The sequence below is a fragment of the Aeromonas sp. 602396 genome, assembly GCF_049173735.1.
GTDB lineage: Bacteria > Pseudomonadota > Gammaproteobacteria > Enterobacterales > Aeromonadaceae > Aeromonas > Aeromonas veronii_A.
Map to the genome: position 1 here is coordinate 1 of NZ_JAAKSD010000024.1, position 24,664 is coordinate 24,664.

The following is a 24,664-nucleotide window of genomic DNA, read 5'->3' on the forward strand; positions in this document are numbered from 1 at the left end:
TCAAAAATTGTTTTTGATGCTCGATGCTGTGAGTGCCCACACAGATTGCTTGATTCAAATTGTTAAAGAGCGACGCAGCTTTTGCTGCTGCGGGAGTGGCATTCTACTCAACCGCCTTCTCGAGTCAAGCCTTATTTGCAAAGGCTTTTCGAGGTTATCGACTCGGCTGTTTGCGTTGCCGCTTGCCGTGTCGATGGAGGCGCATTATAGGGAGTGAATTCGTTCTGGCAACCCCTCTCCTGCAATAAAATTGCAAAAAACTGCTCTTTTTTAGTTATTCATCTCCAACCACAGCTTTTATACAAACTTATCCACAGAAACCGCCTTCAGATTGTTAGAATGGCCGAAAACAAGGAGGCCAAGATGGACTTGCGACTGAGACCCTACAAAGGAAAACGCCCACAACTGGGCAAGCGAGTATATGTAGACCCCTGCGCCACCCTGGTGGGCGATATCGAGCTGGGTGACGATGCCAGCATCTGGCCCATGGTGGCGGCACGGGGGGATGTGAACCATATCCGTATCGGCGCCCGCAGCAATATTCAGGACGGCACCGTACTGCACCTGACTCGCAAGAGCGCCAGCAATACGACCGGCTATCCACTGCTGATCGGTGAAGATGTCACTGTGGGTCACAAGGCGATGCTGCACGGCTGCACCATCGGCAACCGGGTGCTGGTCGGTATGGGTGCCATTCTGCTTGATGGCGTCGTGGTTGAAGATGATGTGATGATCGGCGCAGGTTCACTGGTGCCACCGGGCAAGCGACTCGAATCGGGCTTTCTATATATAGGGAATCCCGTCAAACAGGCTCGTCCGCTCAAACCCGCCGAGGTCGCCTTCCTCAAAACCTCGGCGGACAACTATGTCCTGCTCAAGGACGAGTATCTGCAAGAGACCTGATAGAGCTGCAAGAAACAGGAAGCCCGGCATGGTGCCGGGCTTCGCTTCTTATATAGCTATATAGCAGTGCAAAACGGCTGACCGGAGATCAGTGGGCCTGATCCCAGTTGTCGCCGGTGCCCGCCTCCACCACCAGCGGCACATCCAGTGCGGCTGCGGCAGACATCTTCTCCTTGATGATGGCGATGTACTCCTCCAGCTTCTCTTCGCGGATCTCGAACACCAGTTCATCGTGTACCTGCATCAGCATGCGGATCGATTCATCTTCGATTCCACGGATCCAACCATCTACGTTGATCATGGCGCGCTTGATGATGTCGGCAGCCGTACCCTGCATGGGCGCGTTGATGGCGGCCCGTTCGGCTGCCTTGCGCAGACCGGCGTTGCGGGACTTGATATCCGGCAGATATAAACGACGGCCAAACAGGGTCTCGACATAACCTTGGGCTTCCGCCTGCTGGCGGGTACGCTCCATATACTCCAGCACGCCCGGGTAGCGTTCGAAGTAGAGATCCATGTACTTCTGCGCCTCGGCACGGCCGATACCCAACTGCTTGGCCAGACCGAAGGCACTCATGCCGTAGATGAGGCCAAAGTTGATCGCCTTGGCACTGCGGCGCATGTCGGTGGTGACCGCATCAAGCTCCACACCAAACACCTCGGCGGCGGTCGCCTTGTGGATGTCCTTGCCCTCGGCAAAGGCGGTCAGCAGCCCCTTGTCACCGGAAAGGTGCGCCATGATGCGCAGCTCGATCTGGGAGTAGTCCGCCGCCACCAGCTTGTAACCGGCGCTCGGGATGAAGGCCTGACGGATCCGACGCCCCTGCTCGTTGCGCACCGGGATGTTCTGCAGGTTGGGATCAGACGATGACAAACGACCGGTGGCCGCGACCGCCTGATGATAGGAGGTGTGTACCCGACCGGTCCGGGGCTTGATCATCAACGGCAGCTTGTCGGTGTAGGTGGACTTGAGCTTGGCCAGCCCACGGTGCTCCATCAGGAGGCGCGGCAGCTCGTAGGTCTCAGCCAGCTCGGCCAGCACCTCTTCTGCGGTGGACGGTGCCCCCTTCGGCGTCTTTTTGATGATCGGCAGCCCCAGCTTGGTGAAGAGGATCTCCCCCAGTTGCTTGGGCGAGGAGAGGTTGAACTCCTGCCCGGCCAGCTCATGGGCCTGCTTCTCCAGCTCCGCCAAGCGCAGCTCGATCTCCTGGCTCTGCTGGTGCAGCAACTTGGGATCGATAGTGGTGCCGAGCAACTCCATCCGCGCCAGCACTGGCAGCAGAGGCAGTTCGATCTCGCTGAATACCTTGGCGAGACCCGGCACGGCCTCCAGCTGACCCCACAGCGCCTGATGAAGACGCAGGGTGATGTCGGCATCTTCCGCCGCATAGGGGGCGGCCTGCTCCAGCTCGATCTGGTTGAAGGTGAGCTGTTTCACCCCTTTGCCCGCGATATCTTCAAACGAGATGGTCTCGACTCCGAGATAACGCTTGGCCAGCGAATCCATATCGTGGCGGCTGGCGGTGGAGTTGAGCACGTAGGACTCGAGCATGGTGTCGTAGGCGATGCCCTGCAGATCGATATCGTGGTTGAGCAGCACGTTGCGATCGTACTTGAGGTTCTGCCCTACCTTGAGACGGGTCGGATCTTCCAGCAGCGGTTTGAGCTTGCCCAACACCACGGCCTCGCTCAGCTGTACCGGTGCCCCCAGATAGTCGTGGCCAAACGGCACATAAGCAGCCTTGCCCGGCTCAACCGCGAAGGAGACGCCGACGATCCGCGCCTCCATATAGTCGAGACTGGTGGTTTCGGTATCGAAGGCAAACAACGGTGCCGCTTTCAGCTGTTCCAGCCAGCCGTCAAACTCGGCTTCGTCCAGAATGCAGCGGTAGTCGGTTTCGATGGCGGCAACCGGAGCGGCGCTCTCATCGCCAGCCTCGTCTTGTCCGGCGCTCTCGCTGCCCTCTTCACCACCGGATTCCAGCTCCTTGATCAGGTTGCGCAGCTCGTATTCGCGATAGACCGCCAGCAGGGACTCCTTGTCGACCGGCTTGAGCAACAGCTCTTCCAGACTCTGTTCCAGCTCGACATCGGTCTTGATGGTCGCCAGTCGATAGGAGAGGCGAACCTGCTCCTCCTGCTCGCGGAACTTGTCGGCGAACGCCTTGGAGCCACGGAAACCGAGCGCGGCGACCTTGTCGAGGTTGGCGGCAATCTCGTCGATACTGCCAATCCCCTGCAGCAGAGCCAGTGCGGTCTTCTCGCCGACACCGGTCATACCGGGAATGTTGTCGACCTTGTCACCCATCAGGGCCAGATAGTCGATGATGAGCTCGGGCGGTACGCCAAACTTCTCGATCACCCCTTCCCGATCGGTCTTCACATCTTTCATGGTGTCGATCAGGGTGACATGGTCGGAGACCAGCTGTGCCATATCCTTGTCACCGGTGCTGATCAGCACCGGCAGCTGCTTCTCGGTCGCCTGACGGGCCAGGGTGCCGATCACGTCGTCGGCCTCCACCCCTTCCACCATCAGGAAGGGGAAGCCCATCGCCTTGATCATCTGGTGGATCGGGGCGACCTGGCTGCGCAGATCGTCCGGCATGCTGGCGCGGGTCGCCTTGTACTCGGGATAGATGTCGTCGCGGAAGGTCTTGCCCTTGGCATCAAACACCACGGCCACATGACAGTCAGGATATTGCTTGCGCAGGCTGCGCATCATGTTGGCCATGACACGGACGGCGCCGCTCGGCAAACCGGTCGATGTGCGCAGATCGGCCTGCTGGGAGGCGAAGAAGGCGCGGTAAAGATAAGAGGAGCCGTCGACCAGAATAAGGGGGTTGCTAGGGGCCATGAAATCGTCCTGCCAGAGATAAACAGCCGCTAGGATGCCACAGGGCCCCCCTCACACCAAGGGGCGCAGCAACAGCACACAGCGCCTGATAAAGGGACTCAATCTGTGGATAACTCTGTGTTCAAAAATGGGGCGCATCAGGGCGCACAGTGATAAAACTGTGCATAAGAATATAAAAACCCATTAAAAACAATGCGTTGAGATCGTAAAAACCGATCGTGAGACAGTTAGAATGATCTCGATCAATGTGGAAAAAGATTTAAGGGAGTAGGTACGGCAGGATCCAAAACGAAACAATCCTAGCACAGCAAGATGACTTGACCAGCGGAGGGCGAGCGATAACCATACAAAAGTACAACAATCCATCCTGGCTCACATTTTCAACAACGAGGAGTTTGCCATGAAAAAAGTGGCCGTGATTTTGAGTGGCTGCGGTGTCTTTGACGGAGCCGAAATCCATGAGGCCGTCATCAGCCTGCTGGCGCTGGCCCGTCAGGGAGCCGCCGTCCAGTGCTTCGCCCCGAACGTGGCGCAGCTCCATGTCATCAACCACCTGACCGGTGAAGTGAGCAAGGGAGAGAGCCGCAACGTGTTGGTCGAAGCGGCCCGCATCTGCCGTGGCCAGATCAAGGATGTGGCCGAGCTGGATGCGGTAGATTATGACGCCCTGCTGGTGCCCGGCGGCTTTGGCGCTGCCAAAAACCTGTGCGACTTCGCAATCAGGGGCGCCGAATGCCAGATCCAGCCCGATGTGCTGAAAGCGTGCCAGAGCTTTGCCAAAGCCAATAAACCGGCCGCCTATATCTGCATCGCGCCCGCCATGATCCCGCGGATATATGGTGCTGGAACGCTGGCGACCATCGGCCATGACGAGGGTACCGCCAACGCCATCGAGGAGATGGGTGGCAGCCATCTCAACTGCCCGGTCAACGAGTTTGTGGTGGATCAGGAGCGCAAGGTGATCTCCACCCCCGCCTACATGCTGGCCAACAACATAGTCGAAGCCGCGGACGGCATCGAGAAGACAGTCAAACAACTGCTGGCGCTGTAATTCCCATCCCGCCAAAACAAAAATAGACGGGCCGCTCATGGAGCGGCCCGTTTTCAATTCTGCCTGAAGGCGATGAATTAGATGGTTTCGCCCATCTGATCCATTTTACCCAGCAGGGCACGCAGACGTTCCTGCCATGCAGCGTGCTCGTTACGCAGCTGATGGTTCTCGTCTTGCAGCTTGCTGTTCTGTTCTTTCAGCTCGTCCAGCTCCATCTTCAGCAGGGAGATGTTGTCGACAGCGGATTGTACTTTAGATTCGAGTTGCTCAAGGACTTCTAGTGACATATGCATACCTGTTTGTTCAATTGCGATGCCCCACAGAGGGCGATTCAAGCGCGTGGAGCCAGCATACCCCGAGCCTATCGGCACAAACAAGCCAGTGCGCTGTAAAATGCGCCTTCCATAGATGTATTGTCTAAATATGCGTCTATTTTTCTCGCATCCTGCGCCCGAGCCGCGACAACACTCTAAACCGTACCTAAAAAGCGCCGCTACCAACGCATCATTGATGCCATCCTGATGGCACGGTCGCTATCCATGCAAGGCGATATAAGCCCCCAGCAACAGACAGGCGACCACATACATCAGCAGGCCGTAAAGCAGGTTCCAGCGCAGGATCAGCCCGGCACTGAGGTTGTAACGGGAGGCCAGCGCCAGATTGGATCCGGAGAGCGGACTGGTGCCGGTGGCAAGCCCCCATCCCAGCAGGAAACACATACCGAGCAGGCTGGGATCCGGCGCCAGCGGCCAGAGCAGTGGCGCCAGCCCGGAGATACTGATGAGCGGATGTACCCCGACGATGGCCACCAGCAGGATCAGCAGCAGAGTGAGGGATGCCTCCAGCCAGCCAAAGTGGTTGAACAGCGGCAGGCCGTGACCGGCACCGAAATCGATGACCGACAGCGCACTGTTGATGCCTGCCGCCAACAAACCGGCCCCCAGAAACAGCACCAGCTGACCGCCGATGGCGGGGAAACGCTCCACCACCTGCCGCTTGAGGGCCGCCTTGCGCCCGGCCCTCGGCATAAAGAGCAGCGCCAGCAGCGGGGCCACCAGTGCGATCACCGCCAGAATGCCGAGCTGGGGCCAGATCTGCTTGATGAGCAGTACCAGCAACGCCAGCGTGACCGGCAACCCCAGTGTCTGCAACCGCAGCGGATAACCGGCAAAGTCGGCCACTCCGATCCTCTCCACCTGCCAGGCAGTCAGCCCCATCGCCAGCAAGGCGGCGAGGATCCCGAGCGGCAGAATATGGGAGAGCTGCAAGCCCGGCGCATAGGTGAGCGCCACCGCCATGGCGACAAAGAAGGGTGACCAGAAGGCGGCGGCACAGAAAATCCGGCTCAGCACCATCACCTGACGCCGCTCCAGGGTGCCATTACGCTCCAGCCGATCGCCGATGATAAAGAGCACCGAGAGATTGATGACCGCCCCCAGCAGATTGAGGCTGGCCATGGTGCTCCACAGCCCCTTGCGCCCGGTCCAGGAGGTGGTGCCGGTCAGCAAGCCGGAAGTGGCAAGGTTGAGGGTGCTCACCGCGGCAAACATGGTGAGCATATTGATATTGGGCAGCAGCCAGTCACCGGCAATGAGGGTCGCGCCCTGCCACCAGGAGAAGATCAACAGCAGCAGGGCGGCACTATACAGGGCCAGCGCCTGCCGCCTGGCGGCCCCTACCAGCCAGGGCCAGGTGAGCAGTGACGCCCCCCAGGCTGCAATGGCCGCGGGCCAGGGGGAGAGACCCAGATAGAGATGAAGCAGGTTGAGCAGCCACATCCCCAAAATCAGATAACCCGACCAGCGTTTGGCCATCGACGCCTCCGGTCAGGAGATCAGAGACACTGATCCATATCCAGTGAAGGCTTGTCGCACTCCGGACGGCCGACGATCTTGGCGGGTACGCCAGCAACCGTGGTATGAGGTGGCACCGGGTTGATCACCACGCTGCCCGCGCCAATTTTGGCACCCACGCCCACTTCGATATTGCCGAGCACCTTGGCGCCCGCCCCTATCATCACCCCTTCGCGGATCTTGGGGTGGCGATCGCCGCTCTCCTTGCCGGTACCACCGAGGGTCACGCTCTGCAGGATGGAGACATCATCTTCAATCACCGCCGTCTCGCCCACCACTATGCCGGTGGCGTGGTCAAACATGATCCCCTTGCCGATGCGGGCAGCCGGGTGCACATCCACCCCGAACACCACCGAGATCTGGTTTTGCAGATAAAGGGCCAGCGAGCGGCGCCCCTGACGCCACAGCCAGTTGGCGACCCGATAGCCCTGCAGGGCATGGAACCCCTTGAGGTAAAGCAGCGGGGTGGAGAAGAGATCGACCGCAGGATCGCGCTCCTGCACGGCGCAGATGTCGGCCGCCACTACCGTCAGCAACTCGGGCTCGCTGCGCAGGGCCAGCTCGATCACCTCGCGCAGAGCGATGGCGGGCATGGTGGCGCTGTCGAGTTTGTTGGCCAGCTGGAAGCTGAGGGCCGAACGCAGATTCTTGTGATTTAGAATGGTGGAGTGGAAGAAGCTGGCCAGCATCGGCTCCTGGGCCGCCATGCACTCCGCTTCTTGCTGAATTTTGTGCCAGGTTTTGGCAACCAGTTCATCCATGTTGCAGCCTACTGTTGTTCTGGGTGAGGGCTCTGTTGTTCTTTTGTCAGCACCGAGATGGGGTCCATGTGGATGATGACATCCATCCGCTCGAATGCCTGGCGTACCGCCAGCTCGGCTTCATCGGCGATCTGATGGGCCTTGACCAGGGGGATCTGATCATCCAGTTCCAGATGCAACTGTACGAATCGGGTCGGCCCGGATTGACGGGTGCGCAGGTCATGTACGCCGTGTACACCTTCTACGGCACAGCAGAGCGCCATTATTCTCGCTTGTTCTTCCGCTGGCAACTGACGATCGAGCAGGGCCTGCACCGACTCGTAGCCGATATGTCCCGCCCCCCACAACAGGAACAACCCGATCAGGATGGCAAACAGGCCGTCAGCCCAGTACCACCCCTGCCCCGCCAGCACCAGCGCCAGCAAGACACCGGCGTTGAGCAGCAGATCGGAGCGGTAGTGCAACATGTCCGCCTTGATGGCCACGCTGTTGGTCTTGCGAATAACGAAACTCTGGAAACTGACCAGCAGAAGGGTCAGCACAATGGAACCGCCACTAACCCAGAGACCCGCCTCTAACCGTTCAATAGGTGCCTGTTTGAGCAGGGAGGAGATGCCGTGCATCACCAGCAGCAATGCGGAACCGGAGATAAAGGCCGACTGGATCAGCCCCGCCAGAGACTCCGCCTTGCCGTGACCGAAGCGGTGTTCATCATCGGCGGGGGCCAGCGCATAGCGAATGGCCAGCAGGTTGATGATGGAGGCACTCACATCCATAAAAGAGTCGGTGAGCGACGCCAGCAGGGTCGACGAGTCGGTCATCAGCCAGGCGATCAGTTTGCCGATGATGAGCAGGGTGGCAGTCGTGACGGCCGCCATGCTGGCAAAGGTAACCCAACGGGAATATTGTTGATGGCTCAAAACCGGCTTTCCTCTGGCGATGAAAAACTTATTATACCCTGACCCCGGCGTCAGTTTGGCGCGAAAATCTGCGGAATAACACCCGATGAACAGAATACTCCTGGTCGACGACGATCTTGAATTGACCCAGCTGCTCACCGAAATTCTGACCCTGGAAGGATTTCAGGTCACGGTCGCCGAGGATGGTGAAGAGGGGCTGCAACGGCTGGCGGAGCAGGGCTTCGATCTGGTGCTGCTGGACGTGATGATGCCCAAACTCAACGGCTTTGCCATGCTGACCAAGCTGCGCAAGACCCATGAAACCCCGGTGCTGATGTTGACCGCTCGTGGCGACAGCCAGGATCGGGTTAACGGTCTGGAAGCGGGTGCCGACGACTATCTGGCCAAGCCGTTCGACGATCGGGAGCTGCTGGCCCGGGTTCGCGCCATCCTGCGCCGTACCCAGAGTGCCCCGCCCCAGCGTGGCAGCTCCTCCGACGAAGTGCACTTCATGGATATCGTGCTGCAACCCGGCCTGCAGCAGGCCCGCTGCGGCGTACAACTGCTGGAGCTGACCGCCACCGAATTCGGGCTGCTGGAGTGCCTGCTGCGCAATCCCGGCCAGATTGTCAGCAAGAGCCACCTCTCCGAACAGGTGCTTGGCAAGAAGCTGGAGCCCTTCGATCGGGCCATCGACATGCACCTGAGCAACCTGCGCAAGAAGCTGCCGGACCGCAGTGATGGCCAGCCCCGCTTCAAAACCGTACGGGGGCGCGGTTACCTGTGGCTAGAGCAAGAATAAAGAGTACCAGCTCCCTCAACGGCATATCGACCCACATCTTCCTCTGGTTCTGGTTCATGCTGCTGGTGATGCTGGCCGCCGTGATCAGCCTGCCCACTCTGGATCCTCGCAACCAGATCCCGCTGCCGACCCATGAGGCGGTGCGAATGCAGAAAAATGTGCAGGCCCTGCTCAACGCTGCCGATCCGAATCAGGATTTCGATCTGGCCAAAACGATGGACAAGATCGCCATGCTCCCGGTGGACAATGTCTACCTGCGCGACGAGAGGGGGCAGATCCAGTCCACCACCCATCCACGCAAGTTTGTGGTGCGCTTTATGGTGGACGCCGATGACCCGGCCAAACCCATGCTGGGCAACGAGGATCGCAAGGCGATCGCTGGTCCCTTCCTGATGGAGCACCGCGGCCATCGCTATCACGTCTATTTCGGCCTCAATGCCGAGAACCCCTACCTGTTCCTGTTCATACAGGTGCTGGATCACCCGATCCGCATTCTGGGCATCTCGATGCTGGTCAGCACCCCGCTCTGCCTGCTGCTCGCCTGGCGGCTGACCCGCCCCATCCTGCAGTTGCAGAAGTCGGTCTCCCAACTGGCGGCTGGCAATCTGGAGGTACAGATCCCCAACCTGGGACGGGGCGACGAGATCGGCCAGCTGGCGGATAACGTCAGCCGCATGGTGGAGACACTCAAGAGCATGATCCAGAAGCAGAAACAGCTGCTTTCCGATATCTCCCACGAGCTGCGCAGCCCCCTCACCCGGATGCAACTAGCGCAGGCGCTGATCCGCCGCAAGCAGGGTGACAGCGCCGAGCTGGCGCGGATCGAATCGGAGATCGGGCGGCTGGACAAGCTGATCGGCGATCTGCTGGATCTGTCGCGAGTGCAGCAGCATGTGGAGGCGCCGGTGGTACATCCGCTGGCCGACCTGCTGGAACCCATCCTCGAAGATGCCATGTTCGAAGCGAATCAGAGCGGCAAACAGCTCAGACTGCCGCCGCTGCCCGCAGAGTCGATCCAGATGTGGCCCGAGCTGCTGGCCCGGGCCGTGGAGAACCCCCTGCGCAACGCCCTCAAATATGCCCGCGAGTTCATCAAGGTGGACTGGTATCGGGAGGGACTGGAGTGGGTGATGACCATTCGGGATGACGGCCCCGGGGTGCCAGACGAGCAGCAGGCGCTGCTGTTCCAGCCCTTCTTCCGGGTCGATGACGCCCGCAACGCCAAGACTGGCGGCACCGGGCTGGGGCTGGCCATCGCCTCGGAGGCAATACAGCGCCACGGCGGCACCATTGCGGCCAGCAACAATCACCCCACCGGGCTGACCATCACCATCCGCTTGCCCATCGCCTGATCCTTTTCATCCGGACGGGCGCTGGGTATGCTGGCGCCCCTTCTTGGCTTTACACCTCTTTGCAGGAGCTCGTCATGCTCGATATCGTCCTCTACCAGCCGGAAATTCCGCCCAACACCGGCAATATCATCCGGCTTTGCGCCAATACCGGTTACCGGCTCCATCTGATCGAGCCGCTGGGATTTGAGTGGGATGACAAGCGGGTAAAACGGGCGGGACTCGACTATCACGAGTTTGCCGAGGTGAAGCGCTGGTCGAGCTATGAGGCCTTTCTGGCCGCCGTGGCGCCCAAGCGGGTGTTCGCCTGCACCACCAAGGGCCGCACCGCACACTCGGCGGCCCAGTATGCCCTTGGCGACGCCCTGCTGTTTGGCCCGGAGAGTCGCGGCCTGCCCACCGAGATCATCGAGAGTCTGCCGTTCGAGCAGCGGCTGCGCATCCCTATGGCGCCCCAGAGCCGCAGCATGAACCTCTCCAACGCGGTGTCTGTCTTTGTCTACGAGAGCTGGCGCCAGCTCGGCTACGACGGTGCCATGTAAGCGCCACCGATGATCAGTGGCGGGCGTTGAGCAGATGCCCGCTGCGCTCCAGCCGCCAGCAAGTGACCCCCAGCGACAGACCGCGCCCCACCATCAGCGCCGCCATCGCCGCCCATAACGCGGCCACGCCCCACGACTGACAGAGCCACCAAATCGGGAAGAAGCCGCCAAACGCGGCCAGCAACATGCTGTTGCGCATCTCCTGCGCCCGGGTCGCCCCGATGAACACGCCATCCAGCAGAAAGCACCAGACCGCCAGCAAGGGCATGGCGATCAGCCAGGGAAGCTGACGATGTGCCTCCGCCACCACGGCCGGAATGTCGGTGATATAGCCGATAAGGTGGGCACCAAAGAGGGCAAACACCAGGGTAAAACCACTGGCGATGAGGGCGGCCCAGCCTAGATTGAGCACGATGGCCTCCCGCAGTTTCTGCCGATCCTGCTGACCGATGGCTCGTCCTACCATGGCCTCCACCGCATAGGCAAAACCATCGAGTCCGTAGGAGATGAGCATCAGGAAGTTGAGCAGCACCGCATTGGCGGCCACCGCCACATCCCCCAGTCGTGCCCCTTGCAGAGTCATAAAGGCGAAGCAGAGCTGCAAACAGAGGGAGCGCAGGAAGATATCGCGGTTGAGGCCGAGCAACCGCACCATGGGCGCAAGCTGCCGCCAGCGCTGCCAACCATCCTGCCACACCGTCGGCGCCAGTTGCCGCAGCTGACGGCGTACCAGCCAGATACCGACTGCCAGCGCGCAGTAGTCCGCCATGACCGAGGCCGCCGCCACACCCCGCACCTGCCAGCCGAGTCCCAGCACAAACAGGGCATCGAGCGCCATGTTGACCAGATTGGTGAGGATCAGCATCACCATGGGGCTGCGGGCATCCTGCATCCCCAACAGCCAGCCCATGACCACCAGATTGCAGAGCGCCGCCGGGGCACTCCAGATCCGCACCGCCACATATTGGCCCGCATAAAGCTGCACCTCGGGCGAGCCGCCACTCAGGGCGATCAGTCGTGGCAACAGGGGGAAGAGCAACAACAGCAGCGCCAGGCCGAGAGCAATGGCCAGCCCCAGCGCCCGCAGCAGGGTATCGAGCTGGGCACGACCGTCGGCGGCGCCGAGCGCCTGCGCCGTCAGGCCGGTGGTCGACATCCGCAAAAAACCGAGCAGCCAGAAGATGAGGTTGATCAGGGTCGCACCGACCGAGACGCCCCCCAGAAACCAGGCCTGACCGAGATGACCGATCACCCAGGTGTCCACCAGCCCCAGCAAGGGGGTGGTGATATTGGAGAAAACCATGGGCAGGGCGAGCGCAAAGACGGCGCGGTGGCGAGATGGGTCTCGCCACCAAGGCGCAACAGCTGGGGTCACGCTAAGTGGCCTGTCAGCTTCAGGATGCGGGAGAAGTCAGAGAGCATGGTGGCCATCTGCACCCGGGGCACCTGATCCGGCGCCACCTGCGGGCGGAATACCGCCTGCAGCTTGCCCTTGGGATTGATGAGCACGATGGAAGCGGAGTGATCGATCAGGTAATCCTTCTCCCCCTGATTGGCGATGGAGTAGATCAGCCCCAGATTGCGCACGAACGGGAACAGCTTGTCGTGGGGGGCAGTGGCCGCCTTGAATTCGGGATTGAAGAAGGCGGTATAGGTCTTGAGGCGTGGAATATCGTCACGCTGGGGATCCGCCGAGATAAACACTACCTGACTGTCGGGCGCCATCTTCTTCAGCTGGTCATAGACGGAGCGCATATCTGCCAGGGTGGTGGGGCAAATATCGGGGCAGAAGGTGTAGCCGACAAACAGGAAGGTCCAGTGCCCCTTCAGGTTGGCAGGAGTGAACGGCTGGTTGTCCGCATCGGTAAAGGCGAAATCATTGATGTCCCGCCCCGCCGGATAGTAGTCAGCCTGTTCCGGCTGCTCTGGCTGCGTGGCGTAGAACACCAGGATCAGGCAGGCTGTCAGCAGCAGAAAGAGCAGGGGATAGCGGAGCTTCATCATAACAAGAGACCCTTTCAGTTCGAGGCAGATAGCCAGCAGTGACCGGACAAGAGGGTGGCATTGTACCCCAGCGAGCCGCCAAGGTGGTTCAACCTTGTGCAACGCCCTGTCAGGAGTCGACCATTTGGCATAATTAATCGCCAGTTGCGGCCATAAAAAAACCGGCCCCCTTGGGTGCCGGTTATGGATGGATTTGTTTGTCTCTTCTGCTCAGGGGCGAGCGTTACGCCCCTGCTGCAACATCTTGCCGATGGCCCGCACGCCGATTGGAATCACGGGGGCCAGCCAGCCCTCTTCCCCCTGGCGATCGCCGTGACCCCGTTTGAACAGCAGCACCAGACGCACCACCTTCTCTTTCGGGCATCCCAGCCAGAGCGTCCAGTGCGAACCACGATGGTGCAGCCAGAGACCGTAAAACCAGGTCATCCGGCTGCCTTTGACAAAACGGGTGATTGACGATTCCGCTGGCGCAGCCCCAGCCTCTGAATCCCATGGCGATCTTGATGCCATACCAGTCCTCCTTGACCGACAGGTCATGTTGCTTCGTCGGCCTGAACTGGGAACAGGCCCGTCACGACTATCTGCAACCATTACGAGTGGTCCCCTTTGCCTGACAAGGCTCGGGATCTCCCCACTCCCCCTTCATATCCCGTGAAGGTGTACTGCCCTATTCTCGTTGTTACCGGCCCTCCCGTACCGACGCACTGTGATGGTCAGAGGGAGGTGCCAAGCCCTGTCTCGGCGACAGGGCACTGATCTGAGCATATATCTGAAATGGGTGATTGGTAGCCGGTCGCGCAGGACAAAAATGCCGCCGCCGATGATCTGTTTGATATGACAAGGAAAGTGCGCCAGAAACAGCACGGCCCCCCGAAGGAGGCCGTGTGGCAAACGCAGTTGGCGGGGATGATTACATCCAGTCGGCGTTGCGGATCACCCCGACAGCCAGTCCTTCGATGGTGAGCTGCTGGCAGGAAAGATCCACCTCGATGGGGGAGAGCTCTTCATTTTCCGGCAGCAGCCATACCTGAGAGCCCTTGCGCTGGAAGCGCTTGACGGTGACATCCTCATCGAGACGGGCGACCACTACCTGACCGTTGCGCACCTCCTGGGTCTTGTGCACCGCCAGCAAATCGCCATCCAGAATACCGATGTTCTTCATGCTCATCCCCTGTACCCGCAGCAGAAAATCTGCGCGCGGATGGAACAGGGCGGGATCAACCTGATAGTGGCTCTCGATATGCTCCTGAGCCAGGATGGGTTCACCGGCAGCCACCTTGCCGATGAGCGGCAGGCCGCTCTCTTCCAGCACCTCTTCCTCTTCGAGCAACAGGCGAATGCCGCGGGACGTGCCCGGCATGATCTCGATGACCCCTTTTTTGGCCAGGGCCTTCAGATGTTCTTCGGCCGCATTGGCCGACTTGAAACCAAGCTTCTGGGCAATCTCGGCACGAGTCGGCGGCATGCCGGTCTCGCTCATGTTCACCTTGATCAGCTCCAGCACTTCGGCCTGGCGGGGGGTAAGGGGTTTCATAGAATTGGCACCTGTCTTTTTATACAGCACACTGGCAGTATATACAGTGCAGTGGCCAAGGCAAGGCGCAGCTGACATTTGTCGCGACCAACCCCTCATTTACTACTGTTTTGATCCTGCGCAGCCGACTCATCGTACCTCTCGGCGACAAGGGGCCGCCGATTTGCTATGCTCACGCCGCATTTTTTTGGAGAGCAGACGCACATGTCCCTAGGACAGAAGATTTCCAGAGCCATCTTGCAATGGCCGGTCAGCGGCTTGGTCAATCACAAGAGCCTGCCGGAAAATCCCATCACAGAACTCAATCTGGATCCGGCCAGACCCATCGTCTATGCCCTGAAAACCAGTTCGATCACCGACCTGATGACCCTGCAGCAGTGCTGCGAGGATCTCGGTCTGCCCGGTCCCTTCACGCCGCTGGAACTGAACGGCCAGCTGCTGCCGCGCTATGTCTGTCTGGATCGTCCGCCTCCCCTGTTTGGCAAACGCAGCAAACCGCTCCCCTTCCTGCAGGAGTTCCACCAGCTGCTGGATCTGCACAAGCAAGATCCCGAGCTGGATATCCAGGTGGTGCCCGTCACCCTGTTCTGGGGCCGCGCTCCGGGTCGGGAAGGGGAAGAAGCCTCCGGCCTCAACATCATCAGCAGCCTGGCGCCTAACCGGCTGAAGAAGGCACTTATCGTGATCCTCAAGGGGCGCGAGAATCTGGTGCGCTTCTCGCCGCCGCTCTCCCTGCGCTACATGGCGGACAAGCACGGCACTGACGAGGCGATCGCCCACAAGCTGGCACGAGTGGCACGTACCCACTTCAGCCGTCAGCAGCTGGCTGCCACCGGCCCGAAACTGCCGAACCGCAACCTGCTGTTCAAGCAGCTGCTCGACTCCGCGGTGATCCAGCAGGCGATTGAAGAGGAGGCCCAGCGCGAGGGGATCAGCCTCGAGAAGGCGCAGAAGCGTGCCCATGGCTACATGGACGAGATCGCCTCCAACTTCTCTTACCGGCTGATCCGCCTGGGCGAGAGCTTCCTCGGCTGGCTGTGGAACAAGCTCTACCGCGGTTTGTCGGTCAATGGCGCCGAGAAGGTACGCCAGCTGGCGCAGGAAGGGCACGAGATCGTCTACGTTCCCTGCCACCGCAGCCACATGGACTACCTGCTGCTCTCCTACGTCATCTACCACCAGGGGATGGTGCCGCCCCATATCGCGGCAGGCATCAACCTCAACTTCTGGCCGGCGGGCCCGATTTTCCGCCACGGCGGCGCCTTCTTCATTCGCCGCACCTTCAAGGGCAATCCGCTCTACAGCACGGTATTTCGTGAATACCTCAACCTGCTGTTTGCCAAGGGTTACTCGGTAGAGTTCTTCACCGAAGGCGGTCGCTCCCGTACCGGCCGTCTGCTACCGCCCAAGACCGGCATGCTGGCGATGACCCTGCAGGCGATGATGCGCGGGCTGGACAGGCCGGTCACTCTGGTGCCGGTCTATCTGGGCTACGAGCACGTGATGGAGGTGAACACCTACCACAACGAGCTCAAGGGCAGCCGCAAGGAGAAAGAGAGCTTCCTGCAGGTGCTCGGCATCCTGCGCAAGCTGCGCAACTACGGCCGTGGTTTCGTCAACTTCGGCGAGCCGCTGACTCTCAACAGCTACCTGAGCGAACACATCCCCGACTGGAAAAAGCACATCGGGGAAGAGGAGCGTCCGGAGTGGATGGCGGGCACCGTCAACAATCTGGCCGAACTGCTGATGACCCGCATCAACGGCGCGGCCGCGGTCAACGGCCTGACCCTGAGCGCGCTGGCGCTGCTGGCCGCCGAGCGCCACGCCCTGACCCGCGACGAATTGCAGGCCCAGCTCAACACCTATCTGGATCTGCTCAAAGCGGTGCCTTACAGCCCGCAGAGCACCATTCCGGATGAGGATGCCAAGACCCTGCTGGATCAGGCGATGGAGCTCAACAAGTTCGAGGTGAGCGAGGACAAGCTGGGGCAGATCATCAGTCTCGACCGCTATCAGGCGATCCTGCTGACCTACTACCGCAACAACATCCTCCACCTGTTTGCCATGCCCTCTCTGGTGGCGGCATTGATCGAACGGTGCGAGGGGATCTCCCGCAGCGAGATCATGGCCCGCTGCATCGACATCTATCCGCTGCTCAAGACCGAGCTGTTCCTACGTTATGAAGAGGAGGATCTGCCGGCGCTGGTTGACAGCCTGCTAGACGCCCTGCAGACCCAGCAACTGATCGAGACCCGCGATGACGGCTACTGGGTCAATCCGGCCAACCAGATGCGCCTGTTGCTGCTGGCGGAGAGCATTCAGGAGACCCTGCAACGCTACGCCATCGTGCTGACCCGGGTGCTGGCCCAGCCTCATATCGAGGCGGAGCAGCTGGAGGCGGACGGCCTGATGATGGCAGAGCGCCTCGGCACCCTGCACGGCATCAACGCCCCCGAGTTCTTCGACCAGAAGCTGTTCAGCACCCTGATCCACACGCTGCGCAAGGAGGGTTACCTCTCTCCCGAGTGCAAGCCGGATCTCGGCCGCTTCCAGGCGCTGGCCGACAATATAGTGCCGCTGCTGAGCAACAAGATCCGCCGCACCATTCAGGCAGGCAATCAGCTCTGATCTGCAACGCAAACAAAGAAGGCCGCATGATGCGGCCTTCATTTTTATCGGAGTCTGCGCGGGAACATGTCACGCCAGCAGGTAATCGAGCACCAGACCGGCAAACACCAGCGCCCCCACATAGTTGTTGTTGAGAAACGCCTGGAAGCAGGCTTCCCGCTGCCGCTCACGAATAAGCCGCTGCTGATAGACAAACAGCACCGCCGCTCCCAGCAATCCCCAGTAATACCAGCCCCCCAGCGTCATCAGTTGCCCGACCGCCAGCAACAGCAGCAGCGTCGAGAGTTGCAGTGCGCCGATGATCCGCTTGTCGTAACGACCAAACAGGATGGCGCTGGATTTGAGGCCGATCTTGAGGTCGTCATCCCGATCCACCATGGCGTACTGGGTGTCGTAAGCCACGGTCCAGAGCAGGTTGGCAAAGAAGAGCAGCCAGGCCACCAGCGGCAGGGCATCCGCCTGCGCCGCATAGGCCATCGGGATCGACCAGGAGAAGGCCATCCCGAGCACCAGCTGGGGATTCGAGATAAAGCGCTTCATGAAGGGGTAGCTCACCGCCAGCAGCAGGGCGACAAACGACAGACCGATGGTGAGCGGATTCATGGTCAGCACCAGACCAAACGAAATGAGCGCCAGCACGAAGAAGAGCGCCAGCACTTCCCACGGCTTGACTCTGCCCGTGGGCAAGGGGCGACCTGCGGTGCGTTTGACGTGGCCATCGAAGTTGCGATCCGCATAATCGTTGATCACGCACCCTGCCGAGCGCATCAGAAAGACTCCGACCACAAACACGGCCAGCACCCAGAGATTGGGCAGGCCACCAGCGGCCAGCCAGAGCGCCCACAGGGTTGGCCACAGCAGCAGCAGAGTGCCTATGGGTTTGTCGACGCGGGCCAACTGCATGTAGGCAAGTCCCCGCTCCTTGGTTAACAGATTCACTCCAGCTCCTTGTCACAGACGAGAGAGGGCAGAAACAGCTCGTGCACCAGCAGTGGCCACTGCCCCAGAAACAGACGGGAACGACGCCCCCAGACAGTGGCGGCCGGGCAACGGGGATTGGCGGCAATATCGAAACGGGCCAACTGCAGATGATCGCGGCGGGCAGGCTCATGGCCAAATACCCGCTCACCCAGCGGCTGCTCGCCAAGCTCGGCAATGCCGCTCCCTTGCAATGCGTCATCGGCAAACAGGGTCCAGCCCAGCACGGCGGGCCCACGATCCCCGTGCAGGATCACCTCGCGGCAGGTACCGGCCGGAGAGGCCGAATCCACCAGCCACTGCTCATCGGCAGTAAGGGCGACCGGGTGATTGCCCAGCCACTCCACCGAAAAGTGGCGATTGTGCTGACGCAGCCGCCGGGTCATGGAGCCGGGCTCCAGCAGCCAGGGGCGCAAGCTGGCGGGCAATTCACAACATTCGGGGGCCAGCCACCCGCTTAACGGCGTGAGAGGAACAGTCAACTCGGACTTCACAGCTTCACCATCCAGAGATTTCCGTGTTCAGGTTAAAATCCGGTTTATTATCCGTAAATCAATAGCGAAATGTAAGAACATCCGTGCTTGACGGCCCCGATGGCAACATCAAAAATGGGTTATCTCTTGCTGATGAGCCATCTATATGAAGATCTTCAAAATTCTGCTGGTGTTGTTACTGAGCTGTGGTGCGCTGCATGTACAAGCCTCATCCGAAGAAGAGCCGCCCGCAGAGGGAGAAGAAGCAGCCGCAGCCGCCAAGCCGGGCTTTTCCTACCACGCGCTCGACCCCGACATCATCACCAACTACCTGAGCAACGGCAAAACCCTCGGTTATGTCCGAGTCACGGTGGAGCTAATGGCGGAAAACGAAGCCGACCTCAAGCTGCTGGAGCAGCATGACCCGCTCATCCGAGATACCATCATTCGTTTGATGGGCAGCAAGAGCGCCGAGCAGATCAAATCCCTGGTCAGCCGTGAAGAGTTGCGCAAGGAGTGCGAAACCAAGGTCAACGAACTGCTGGTCAAAGAGACTGGCAAGAAAGCGGTGCGCGAGCTTATCTTCACCAAGTTCCTCTACCAGTAATCCCTCCCGAAACAATCGCTTATTGGCATAACGGCCAATAAGCGAGCTTTACCGATTCACTCGAAATGAAAATCGATTACAATACGGCCGTCGAGTCTTAGAGGTAGTCGTTATGGGCAGCAAGACCCTGTGTGAGTGGCGTCGCCACGAGATCCCCACTGATCTCAAAGCGTTGCGCAAAATTGTTCGCAAGCCGAAATTCGTCTGCGGCAAGTGCGCCCGCAGCGCCAATGACAAGGGTTACCTCTGCCTGCCACTCCGCTTGAAAGAGGAGTAACCCCTCACGGTCAGTGCACTATTGATCGGTCCAACCCTGTCGTCCCTGCTCGAACAATCTGCGCGCCTGGGTATCGTTCGGGCAGACACCGCGATACTCCTCGCCTGAGCGGCCAGCCAGATAGAGATGCTCGGGGCGGCAATACCATGCCAATCCCTTCTGATGTCCCTGCTTCCACAGTTCGGTATCCACCTTCTTGCCACACTGGCCCTGATGGAACTCAACCCGTTCGGTGGTGAAGCCCAGCTTGCCGTCAGCCTCCCCCACTTCGCTCCACACCTTCTCGCAAGGGTCATCGTTGGAGACACAGCCCCCCAGCAGGGCCGCCAGCAATATGATGGAAAGTCGCATAGTCATCCTTGAGTGTCGTTTGAGCTGTTCATTCTTGACCAGCCAGGGGATGACCACAAGCAACTTGCATCCCCCCTGTGAGCGCACCAAAAAAATCAGGCGGGCACAATGCCCGCCTGTTCATTCAATGCTATGGATCACGGGTTGTTGAAGGGGTCATCGAAGGGATCATCGTCCTGCCAGCCTTCTTCTTCCCACTGATCCAGCTCTTCTTCCCAGGAATCCGGCTCCCAATCATCATCAGAGGAGTCGTAATCCGGCTTGTGTCCACCCATCTTCACTCTCCTTGGATAGTTCACCCGCACTCCAATTTTATCCGGAATTGTCGGGCTCGCCAGTCAGAGGAAGTTCAAAGTTTGACCAAGGTGCGGCCGGCGATCTGGCCTTGCGTGATGGCCTCGGCGGCCTCCACTACCTGCTCCAGCCCAATCTCGGTGACCGCCTGTTCAAAGAAGCTGGCAGGCAGATCCCGTGCCAGTCGCTGCCACGCCAGTTGACGACGTTCAAACGGGCACATCACCGAATCGACCCCCTGCAACCGCACGTTGCGCAGGATAAAGGGCATCACACTGGTCGGCAGATCGAAACCGCCCGCCAGCCCACAAGCTGCCACAGCGCCGCCATAGTTCATCTGGGCCAGCAGCTTGGCCAGCACCTGACTGCCGACGGTATCGATGGCAGCGGCCCAAAGCTGCTTCTCCAGCGGTTTGGCAGGCACCTGCAGCTCGCTGCGCGGCACGATGCGGCTGGCACCCAGTGCGGTCAGCATGGCGCCCTGCTCTTCGGGACGACCGGTCAGCGCCGCCACCTGATAGCCAAGGGCCGCCAGCAGGGCGACCGAGGTGGCCCCCACACCGCCTGCCGCACCGGTGACCAGCACCTCGCCGCTTTCGGGAGTAATGCCCGCCTCTTCCAGCGCCAGCACGCAGAGCATGGCGGTGAGACCGGCGGTACCGATGCACATGGCCTGCCGTTCATCCAGCCCGGCGGGCAATGGCACCAGCCAGTCCCCCTTGACCCGCGCCTGTTCGGCCATACCGCCCCAATGCCCTTCGCCCACGCCCCAACCGGTCAGCACCACCTTGTCGCCGGGCTTATAGCGGCTGTCGGCAGACTCGAGCACGGTACCGGCGAAGTCGATACCGGGCACCAGCGGCCACTGACGCACAATCTTGCCCTTGCCGGTAATGGCCAGCCCGTCCTTGTAGTTGATGGAGCTGTAAACGACCGCTACCCGCACTTCACCTTCCGGCAACTGGCTCTCGGTCAGTCGGGTCAGGGTTGGAACAGTCTTGCCGTCTTGGTTTTCCAGTAACAGAGCCTTGAACATGGTTGCCTCTTTGATGGGGATTGAAACGGAACGGTTAGCTGCTTTGGCACTTTTGCAGTTGAAAATCCAGAGCCAGTGCGATGCTCGTTATGGGTTCAGTCGTTCTCCAGCGCAGTGAGGCAGTGCGAGAGGGTGCGGGCCAGCGCCCCCTGATTGCGCAGCACCACGGCGCGGGCCTGCTCGCCCATCTCGCGGCGGGCGCTCTCGTCGGCAAACAGCTGGCTCACCCGCTCGCCCAGCTCGGCGGCATCGGCCACGATGGCGGCGCCACCCTGAGCCACCAGCTGGCGGGTAATGTCGCTGAAGTTGAAATAGGCGGGCCCCGTCAGGCAGGGCTTGCCGAGGGCTGCCGGTTCCAGCAGGTTGTGACCGCCGATCTTCACCAGACTGCCGCCAACAAAGGCCACATCGGCCGCCGCCAGCATCAGCGGCAGCTCGCCCATGGTATCGCCGAGATAGACCTTATCCTCCGCACTCACCGCAGCACCATCAGTGCGACGCACGCAGCCATAAGGGGCACACAGTTCGGCCACCCGGTCGAACCGCTCGGGGTGGCGTGGCACCAGAATGAGCAGCGCGTCGGGATGGCGTTTGAGCAGCAGATCGAAGGCGGCCAGCACCTGCTCGTCCTCACCCTGATGGGTGCTGGCGGCGATCCAGACCGGCCGATCCGCCCCCAGCTGCTGGCGCAGGGCACGCCCCTTGGCCTGCACCTCGTCACCAAACTGGATATCGAACTTGATGGAGCCGGTCACCGCCAGCCGCGAACGCTCGATGCCGAGGCGGGCGAAGCGGTCTGCGTCATCCTGATGCTGACAGAGCAGATGGGTCAGCGGCCGGCTCAGGGCATCGAAGGCGCCGTGGAAGCGGGCATAACGCTGGCAGGAACGCTCGGAAAGACGGGCGTTGATGATGGTCACCGGCAGGTGGCGCGCCTCGCAGGCGGCCAGCCAGTTCGGCCACAACTCGGTCTCCATCACCCAGAGCGCGCGCGGCTTGAAGGTGTCGAGAAAGGCGGCAATGGCCCAGGGGTAGTCGAGCGGCGCGTAGCGATGGATCACCAGATCCCCCAGCTTGGCAGCCTGATCGGCGCCGGTGCGGGTGGTGGTGGTGAGCAGGATCGGCAGATCGGGCCGCTCCGCCTTGAGGGCACGAATGAGCGGCGTGATGGCCAGCGTCTCCCCCACGCTCACCGCATGGATCCAGAGCGGCGCCTCCTGTCCGGTGGCGGGCAGCCGCCCGAGATGCTCGGCCCAGCGCTTGCCAAAACCGGGCTTGCCTTTTTTCGGCTTGTAGAGGGCCAGCAGGGCCAGCGGCAATCCCAGATGGATCAGCAGGTTGTAGAGCAGACGGTAGGGCATCTTACTGACTCTGCTCCAGCTTCTTGCAGGCATCGACCACCTGCTCCGGCGCCAGGTCGATCAGGCACTTGAGATGGCCGAACTTGCAGGTGCGCTTGAAGCAGGGGCGGCACTCGATGTCGGTGTGAACGATCTCGACCCGATCTGCCAGCGGCGGGGTGTAGAGCGGCGAGGTGGAGCCATAGACGCCCACCAGCGGCCGGTTGAGGGCGGCGGCGATGTGCATCAGGCCGGAGTCGTTGGAGATGACCCGGCTGGCCAGCGCCATCAGATCGATCGCCTCGTGCAGGCTGGTCTTGCCCGCCAGCACGTGGCAGTTGGGGCGAGTCAGCAGATTGACCCGATCCCGGATGGTATTGGCCACCGGCACATCCTTGTTGGAACCGAAGATCCACACCTGCCATCCCTCGTCCAGATGCTGCTGGGCCACCACGGCATAGTGCCCTTCCGGCCAGCGCTTGGCCGGGCCGAACTCGGCACCGGGGCAGAGCACCAGCACCGGACGGGCGCGATCCAGTCCCAGCCGCTCCAGCGCCTTGCTCTGGTTGATCAAATCGACGTGGAGAGCCGGGTGCGGAATGGTCGGAATATCGGCCCGACTCTTCATCTGCGCTTTGGGATAAGCGAGCGCCAGATAGCCCTCCACCATCAGCGGGAAGGCGGACTTGTTGCTGCGCATATCGTTGAGCAAGCCGAAGCGGTGCTCCCCTTTCCAGCCGGTACGCACCGGAATGCGGGCAAACCAGGGGATCAGCGCCGATTTCATGGAGTTGGGCTGGACGATGGCCTGATCGTACTTCTCGGCCGCCAGTTGTTTGCCGAGGCGGCGGCGCGCCACCAGCTTGAAGTCACCGTGGCCGAGGGGCATGGTGATCGCCTTGTCCACCTCCGGCATCCGCTCCAGCAGGGCGCAGCACCAGGCGGGGGCCATCACGTGCAGTTCGCTCTCGGGATGGTTGGCCTTGATCGCCTTGTAGAGACTCTGGGACATCACCATATCGCCGACCCAGGAGGGGCCGATCACCAATATTTTCATCACGCGTCTTCTCTCGGGACTGGCCCGACTGTTAATCATCACTGGGCGAGATTATGCCCCAAGAATGACTGGATAAATAACAGAAGATCCTTGGCAGACGCTGCCGTCACCCCATTTTTCCAGCGGCGCCCATCTTCCAACCGGACGAGACGAGACAGGCAAACAGCTGATAGAAACGGGCAATGGCGGCTCTCTCTTTGACCCGTTTTTCCGTTAGAATGGCCCATCAATACGCATTCGACCCGCCAGCCGGGCAATAACCGTGAGCCCACATTCGTGAAAAAACCGACTCTGGCTGCCGTTCTGATCGTCAAGAATGAAGCCGACAACCTGCGCAAATGCCTCGCCTCCCTCGACGGTCTGGTGGACGAGATCGTCATTCTGGACTCCGGCAGTCAGGACGAGACCCCGGCCATTGCCGCCGAGTTTGGCGCCCGCTTCTTCGTCAACGCCAAGTGGCCGGGCTTTGGCAAACAGCGCCGGCTGGCCCAGTCCCACGTGCAATCCGACTGGGTACTGTGGCTGGATGCCGACGAGCGGCTCACCCCCGAGCTGAAAACCGCCATCGCCAACGTGATGGCCAATCCGGCCAGCGATACCATCTACTCGATCCCGCGCCTCTCCTGGGTCTTTGGCCGCTTTATCCGCCACAGTGGCTGGTATCCGGATCGGGTGCTGCGCCTCTACCCCAAGGCGCTCACCAGCTACAACGAGGCGCTGGTGCACGAGAAGGTGGAGGTGCGCGCCAACATGAAGATCGTCAACCTCTACGGCGACCTGCTCCACTTCACCTATCGGGATCTGGAGCACTATCTGGTCAAATCCGCCGGTTATGCCCGCGCCTGGGCCGATCAGCGCACCGCTCGCGGCAAGAAGGGCTCTCTCAGTCAGGGGCTGATCCACGCGGTAGGCTGCTTCCTCAAGATGTACCTGCTCAAAGCGGGCTTCCTCGATGGCAAGCAGGGGCTGCTGCTGGCGATCCTCTCCGCCCACTCCACCTTCGTCAAATACGCCGACCTCTGGGTGCGCCAGCAGCCGCAGCAGCCGGAATAACCGTCATACGAAACAGGG

26 protein-coding genes are annotated in these 24,664 nt (G+C 60.7%); 10 read left to right on the forward strand and 16 right to left on the reverse strand.

Going from position 1 to position 24,664, the window contains the following annotated elements; translation table 11 throughout:
- On the forward strand, positions 1-217 hold a 217-nt coding region (locus G5229_RS20110), incomplete at its 5' end, for a hypothetical protein (protein WP_421210203.1).
- Between the two features lie 146 nt (positions 218-363).
- Entirely contained in the window at positions 364-903 is a 540-nt protein-coding gene (locus tag G5229_RS20115; RefSeq protein WP_421210204.1) for a gamma carbonic anhydrase family protein, read from the forward strand.
- 88 nt (positions 904-991) lie between these two features.
- On the opposite strand, the gene polA is transcribed toward G5229_RS20115, so the two are convergent.
- Complete coding sequence (gene polA, locus G5229_RS20120; protein WP_421210206.1) at positions 992-3,757, reverse strand: DNA polymerase I; 2,766 nt, start codon at positions 3,755-3,757, stop codon at positions 992-994.
- Between the two features lie 400 nt (positions 3,758-4,157).
- On the opposite strand from polA, the gene elbB reads away from it, so the two are divergent.
- Positions 4,158-4,808, forward strand: coding sequence for an isoprenoid biosynthesis glyoxalase ElbB (gene elbB / locus G5229_RS20125; RefSeq protein WP_421210208.1), 651 nt, complete (start codon positions 4,158-4,160; stop codon positions 4,806-4,808).
- A gap of 77 nt (positions 4,809-4,885) precedes the next feature.
- On the opposite strand, the gene G5229_RS20130 is transcribed toward elbB, so the two are convergent.
- The 4 genes from G5229_RS20130 to G5229_RS20145 form a co-directional block, all read right to left on the reverse strand.
- Positions 4,886-5,095 (reverse strand): cell division protein ZapB, encoded by a 210-nt coding sequence (locus G5229_RS20130; RefSeq protein ID WP_005342050.1) that lies wholly within the window; start codon positions 5,093-5,095, stop codon positions 4,886-4,888.
- A 246-nt stretch (positions 5,096-5,341) separates the two neighbouring features.
- Entirely contained in the window at positions 5,342-6,622 is a 1,281-nt protein-coding gene (locus G5229_RS20135; RefSeq protein WP_421207252.1) for a hypothetical protein, read from the reverse strand.
- Between the two features lie 20 nt (positions 6,623-6,642).
- Complete coding sequence (gene cysE / locus G5229_RS20140) at positions 6,643-7,422, reverse strand: serine O-acetyltransferase (RefSeq protein ID WP_005339552.1); 780 nt, start codon at positions 7,420-7,422, stop codon at positions 6,643-6,645.
- Positions 7,423-7,430: 8 nt separating this feature from the next.
- Positions 7,431-8,342: a cation diffusion facilitator family transporter gene (locus G5229_RS20145; protein ID WP_216952360.1), complete on the reverse strand. Its 912-nt coding sequence runs from the start codon at positions 8,340-8,342 to the stop codon at positions 7,431-7,433.
- Between the two features lie 85 nt (positions 8,343-8,427).
- Between G5229_RS20145 and G5229_RS20150 the strand changes: the two genes are divergently transcribed.
- The 3 genes from G5229_RS20150 (at position 8,428) to trmL (ending at position 11,014) form a co-directional block, all read left to right on the forward strand.
- On the forward strand, positions 8,428-9,123 hold the full coding sequence (locus G5229_RS20150) for a response regulator (RefSeq protein WP_216952361.1): 696 nt from the start codon (positions 8,428-8,430) through the stop codon (positions 9,121-9,123).
- On the forward strand, positions 9,105-10,475 hold the full coding sequence (locus G5229_RS20155) for an ATP-binding protein (RefSeq protein ID WP_410170594.1): 1,371 nt from the start codon (positions 9,105-9,107) through the stop codon (positions 10,473-10,475). Before G5229_RS20150 ends, G5229_RS20155 begins: the two co-directional genes overlap by 19 nt.
- A 74-nt stretch (positions 10,476-10,549) precedes the next feature.
- On the forward strand, positions 10,550-11,014 hold the full coding sequence (trmL, locus tag G5229_RS20160; protein ID WP_421210210.1) for a tRNA (uridine(34)/cytosine(34)/5-carboxymethylaminomethyluridine(34)-2'-O)-methyltransferase TrmL: 465 nt from the start codon (positions 10,550-10,552) through the stop codon (positions 11,012-11,014).
- Positions 11,015-11,027: 13 nt separating this feature from the next.
- On the opposite strand, the gene dinF is transcribed toward trmL, so the two are convergent.
- From dinF to lexA, 4 genes are all read right to left on the reverse strand, one after another.
- Positions 11,028-12,389: an MATE family efflux transporter DinF gene (gene dinF, locus G5229_RS20165; RefSeq protein WP_421210212.1), complete on the reverse strand. Its 1,362-nt coding sequence runs from the start codon at positions 12,387-12,389 to the stop codon at positions 11,028-11,030.
- Positions 12,386-13,018 (reverse strand): SCO family protein, encoded by a 633-nt coding sequence (locus tag G5229_RS20170; protein ID WP_421210214.1) that lies wholly within the window; start codon positions 13,016-13,018, stop codon positions 12,386-12,388. The genes dinF and G5229_RS20170 overlap by 4 nt, the downstream gene beginning before the upstream one ends.
- Positions 13,019-13,228: 210 nt before the next feature.
- Positions 13,229-13,444 (reverse strand): hypothetical protein, encoded by a 216-nt coding sequence (locus tag G5229_RS20175; protein WP_019446524.1) that lies wholly within the window; start codon positions 13,442-13,444, stop codon positions 13,229-13,231.
- A 484-nt stretch (positions 13,445-13,928) separates the two neighbouring features.
- On the reverse strand, positions 13,929-14,552 hold the full coding sequence (lexA, locus tag G5229_RS20180; protein ID WP_005339540.1) for a transcriptional repressor LexA: 624 nt from the start codon (positions 14,550-14,552) through the stop codon (positions 13,929-13,931).
- A 204-nt stretch (positions 14,553-14,756) separates the two neighbouring features.
- On the opposite strand from lexA, the gene plsB reads away from it, so the two are divergent.
- Complete coding sequence (gene plsB, locus G5229_RS20185; RefSeq protein WP_058057057.1) at positions 14,757-17,180, forward strand: glycerol-3-phosphate 1-O-acyltransferase PlsB; 2,424 nt, start codon at positions 14,757-14,759, stop codon at positions 17,178-17,180.
- 69 nt (positions 17,181-17,249) lie between these two features.
- Here plsB and ubiA read toward each other — a convergent pair whose 3' ends face one another.
- Both ubiA and G5229_RS20195 read right to left on the reverse strand, forming a co-directional pair.
- A complete protein-coding gene (gene ubiA / locus G5229_RS20190) occupies positions 17,250-18,119 on the reverse strand; it encodes a 4-hydroxybenzoate octaprenyltransferase (protein WP_216952367.1) in 870 nt (289 codons plus the stop codon).
- Positions 18,116-18,652, reverse strand: coding sequence for a chorismate--pyruvate lyase family protein (locus tag G5229_RS20195; RefSeq protein WP_005339534.1), 537 nt, complete (start codon positions 18,650-18,652; stop codon positions 18,116-18,118). The genes ubiA and G5229_RS20195 overlap by 4 nt, the downstream gene beginning before the upstream one ends.
- A 145-nt stretch (positions 18,653-18,797) precedes the next feature.
- Between G5229_RS20195 and G5229_RS20200 the strand changes: the two genes are divergently transcribed.
- The gene (locus tag G5229_RS20200; protein ID WP_216952370.1) at positions 18,798-19,238 is read left to right on the forward strand and encodes a flagellar basal body-associated FliL family protein; all 441 of its coding nucleotides are present in this window, start codon (positions 18,798-18,800) and stop codon (positions 19,236-19,238) included.
- Positions 19,239-19,350: 112 nt separating this feature from the next.
- Positions 19,351-19,515, forward strand: a complete 165-nt coding sequence (locus G5229_RS20205; RefSeq protein WP_216952372.1) for a hypothetical protein — start codon at positions 19,351-19,353, stop codon at positions 19,513-19,515.
- An 18-nt stretch (positions 19,516-19,533) separates the two neighbouring features.
- Here the strand turns inward: G5229_RS20205 and G5229_RS20210 are convergent, their stop codons facing one another.
- The 5 genes from G5229_RS20210 to waaF all read right to left on the reverse strand — a co-directional run bounded on the left by G5229_RS20210 (position 19,534) and on the right by waaF (position 23,593).
- Positions 19,534-19,866 (reverse strand): DUF2799 domain-containing protein, encoded by a 333-nt coding sequence (locus G5229_RS20210; RefSeq protein ID WP_216952374.1) that lies wholly within the window; start codon positions 19,864-19,866, stop codon positions 19,534-19,536.
- Positions 19,867-20,003: 137 nt separating this feature from the next.
- A complete protein-coding gene (locus G5229_RS20215) occupies positions 20,004-20,141 on the reverse strand; it encodes a hypothetical protein (RefSeq protein WP_216952376.1) in 138 nt (45 codons plus the stop codon).
- 74 nt (positions 20,142-20,215) lie between these two features.
- A complete protein-coding gene (locus G5229_RS20220; protein WP_216952383.1) occupies positions 20,216-21,196 on the reverse strand; it encodes an MDR family oxidoreductase in 981 nt (326 codons plus the stop codon).
- Positions 21,197-21,291: 95 nt separating this feature from the next.
- Complete coding sequence (gene waaA / locus G5229_RS20225) at positions 21,292-22,557, reverse strand: lipid IV(A) 3-deoxy-D-manno-octulosonic acid transferase (RefSeq protein WP_421210216.1); 1,266 nt, start codon at positions 22,555-22,557, stop codon at positions 21,292-21,294.
- A gap of 1 nt (position 22,558) precedes the next feature.
- Complete coding sequence (waaF, locus tag G5229_RS20230; RefSeq protein WP_104016839.1) at positions 22,559-23,593, reverse strand: lipopolysaccharide heptosyltransferase II; 1,035 nt, start codon at positions 23,591-23,593, stop codon at positions 22,559-22,561.
- 276 nt (positions 23,594-23,869) lie between these two features.
- On the opposite strand from waaF, the gene G5229_RS20235 reads away from it, so the two are divergent.
- Positions 23,870-24,646, forward strand: coding sequence for a glycosyltransferase family 2 protein (locus tag G5229_RS20235; RefSeq protein ID WP_040069408.1), 777 nt, complete (start codon positions 23,870-23,872; stop codon positions 24,644-24,646).
- Positions 24,647-24,664 lie beyond the last annotated feature (18 nt).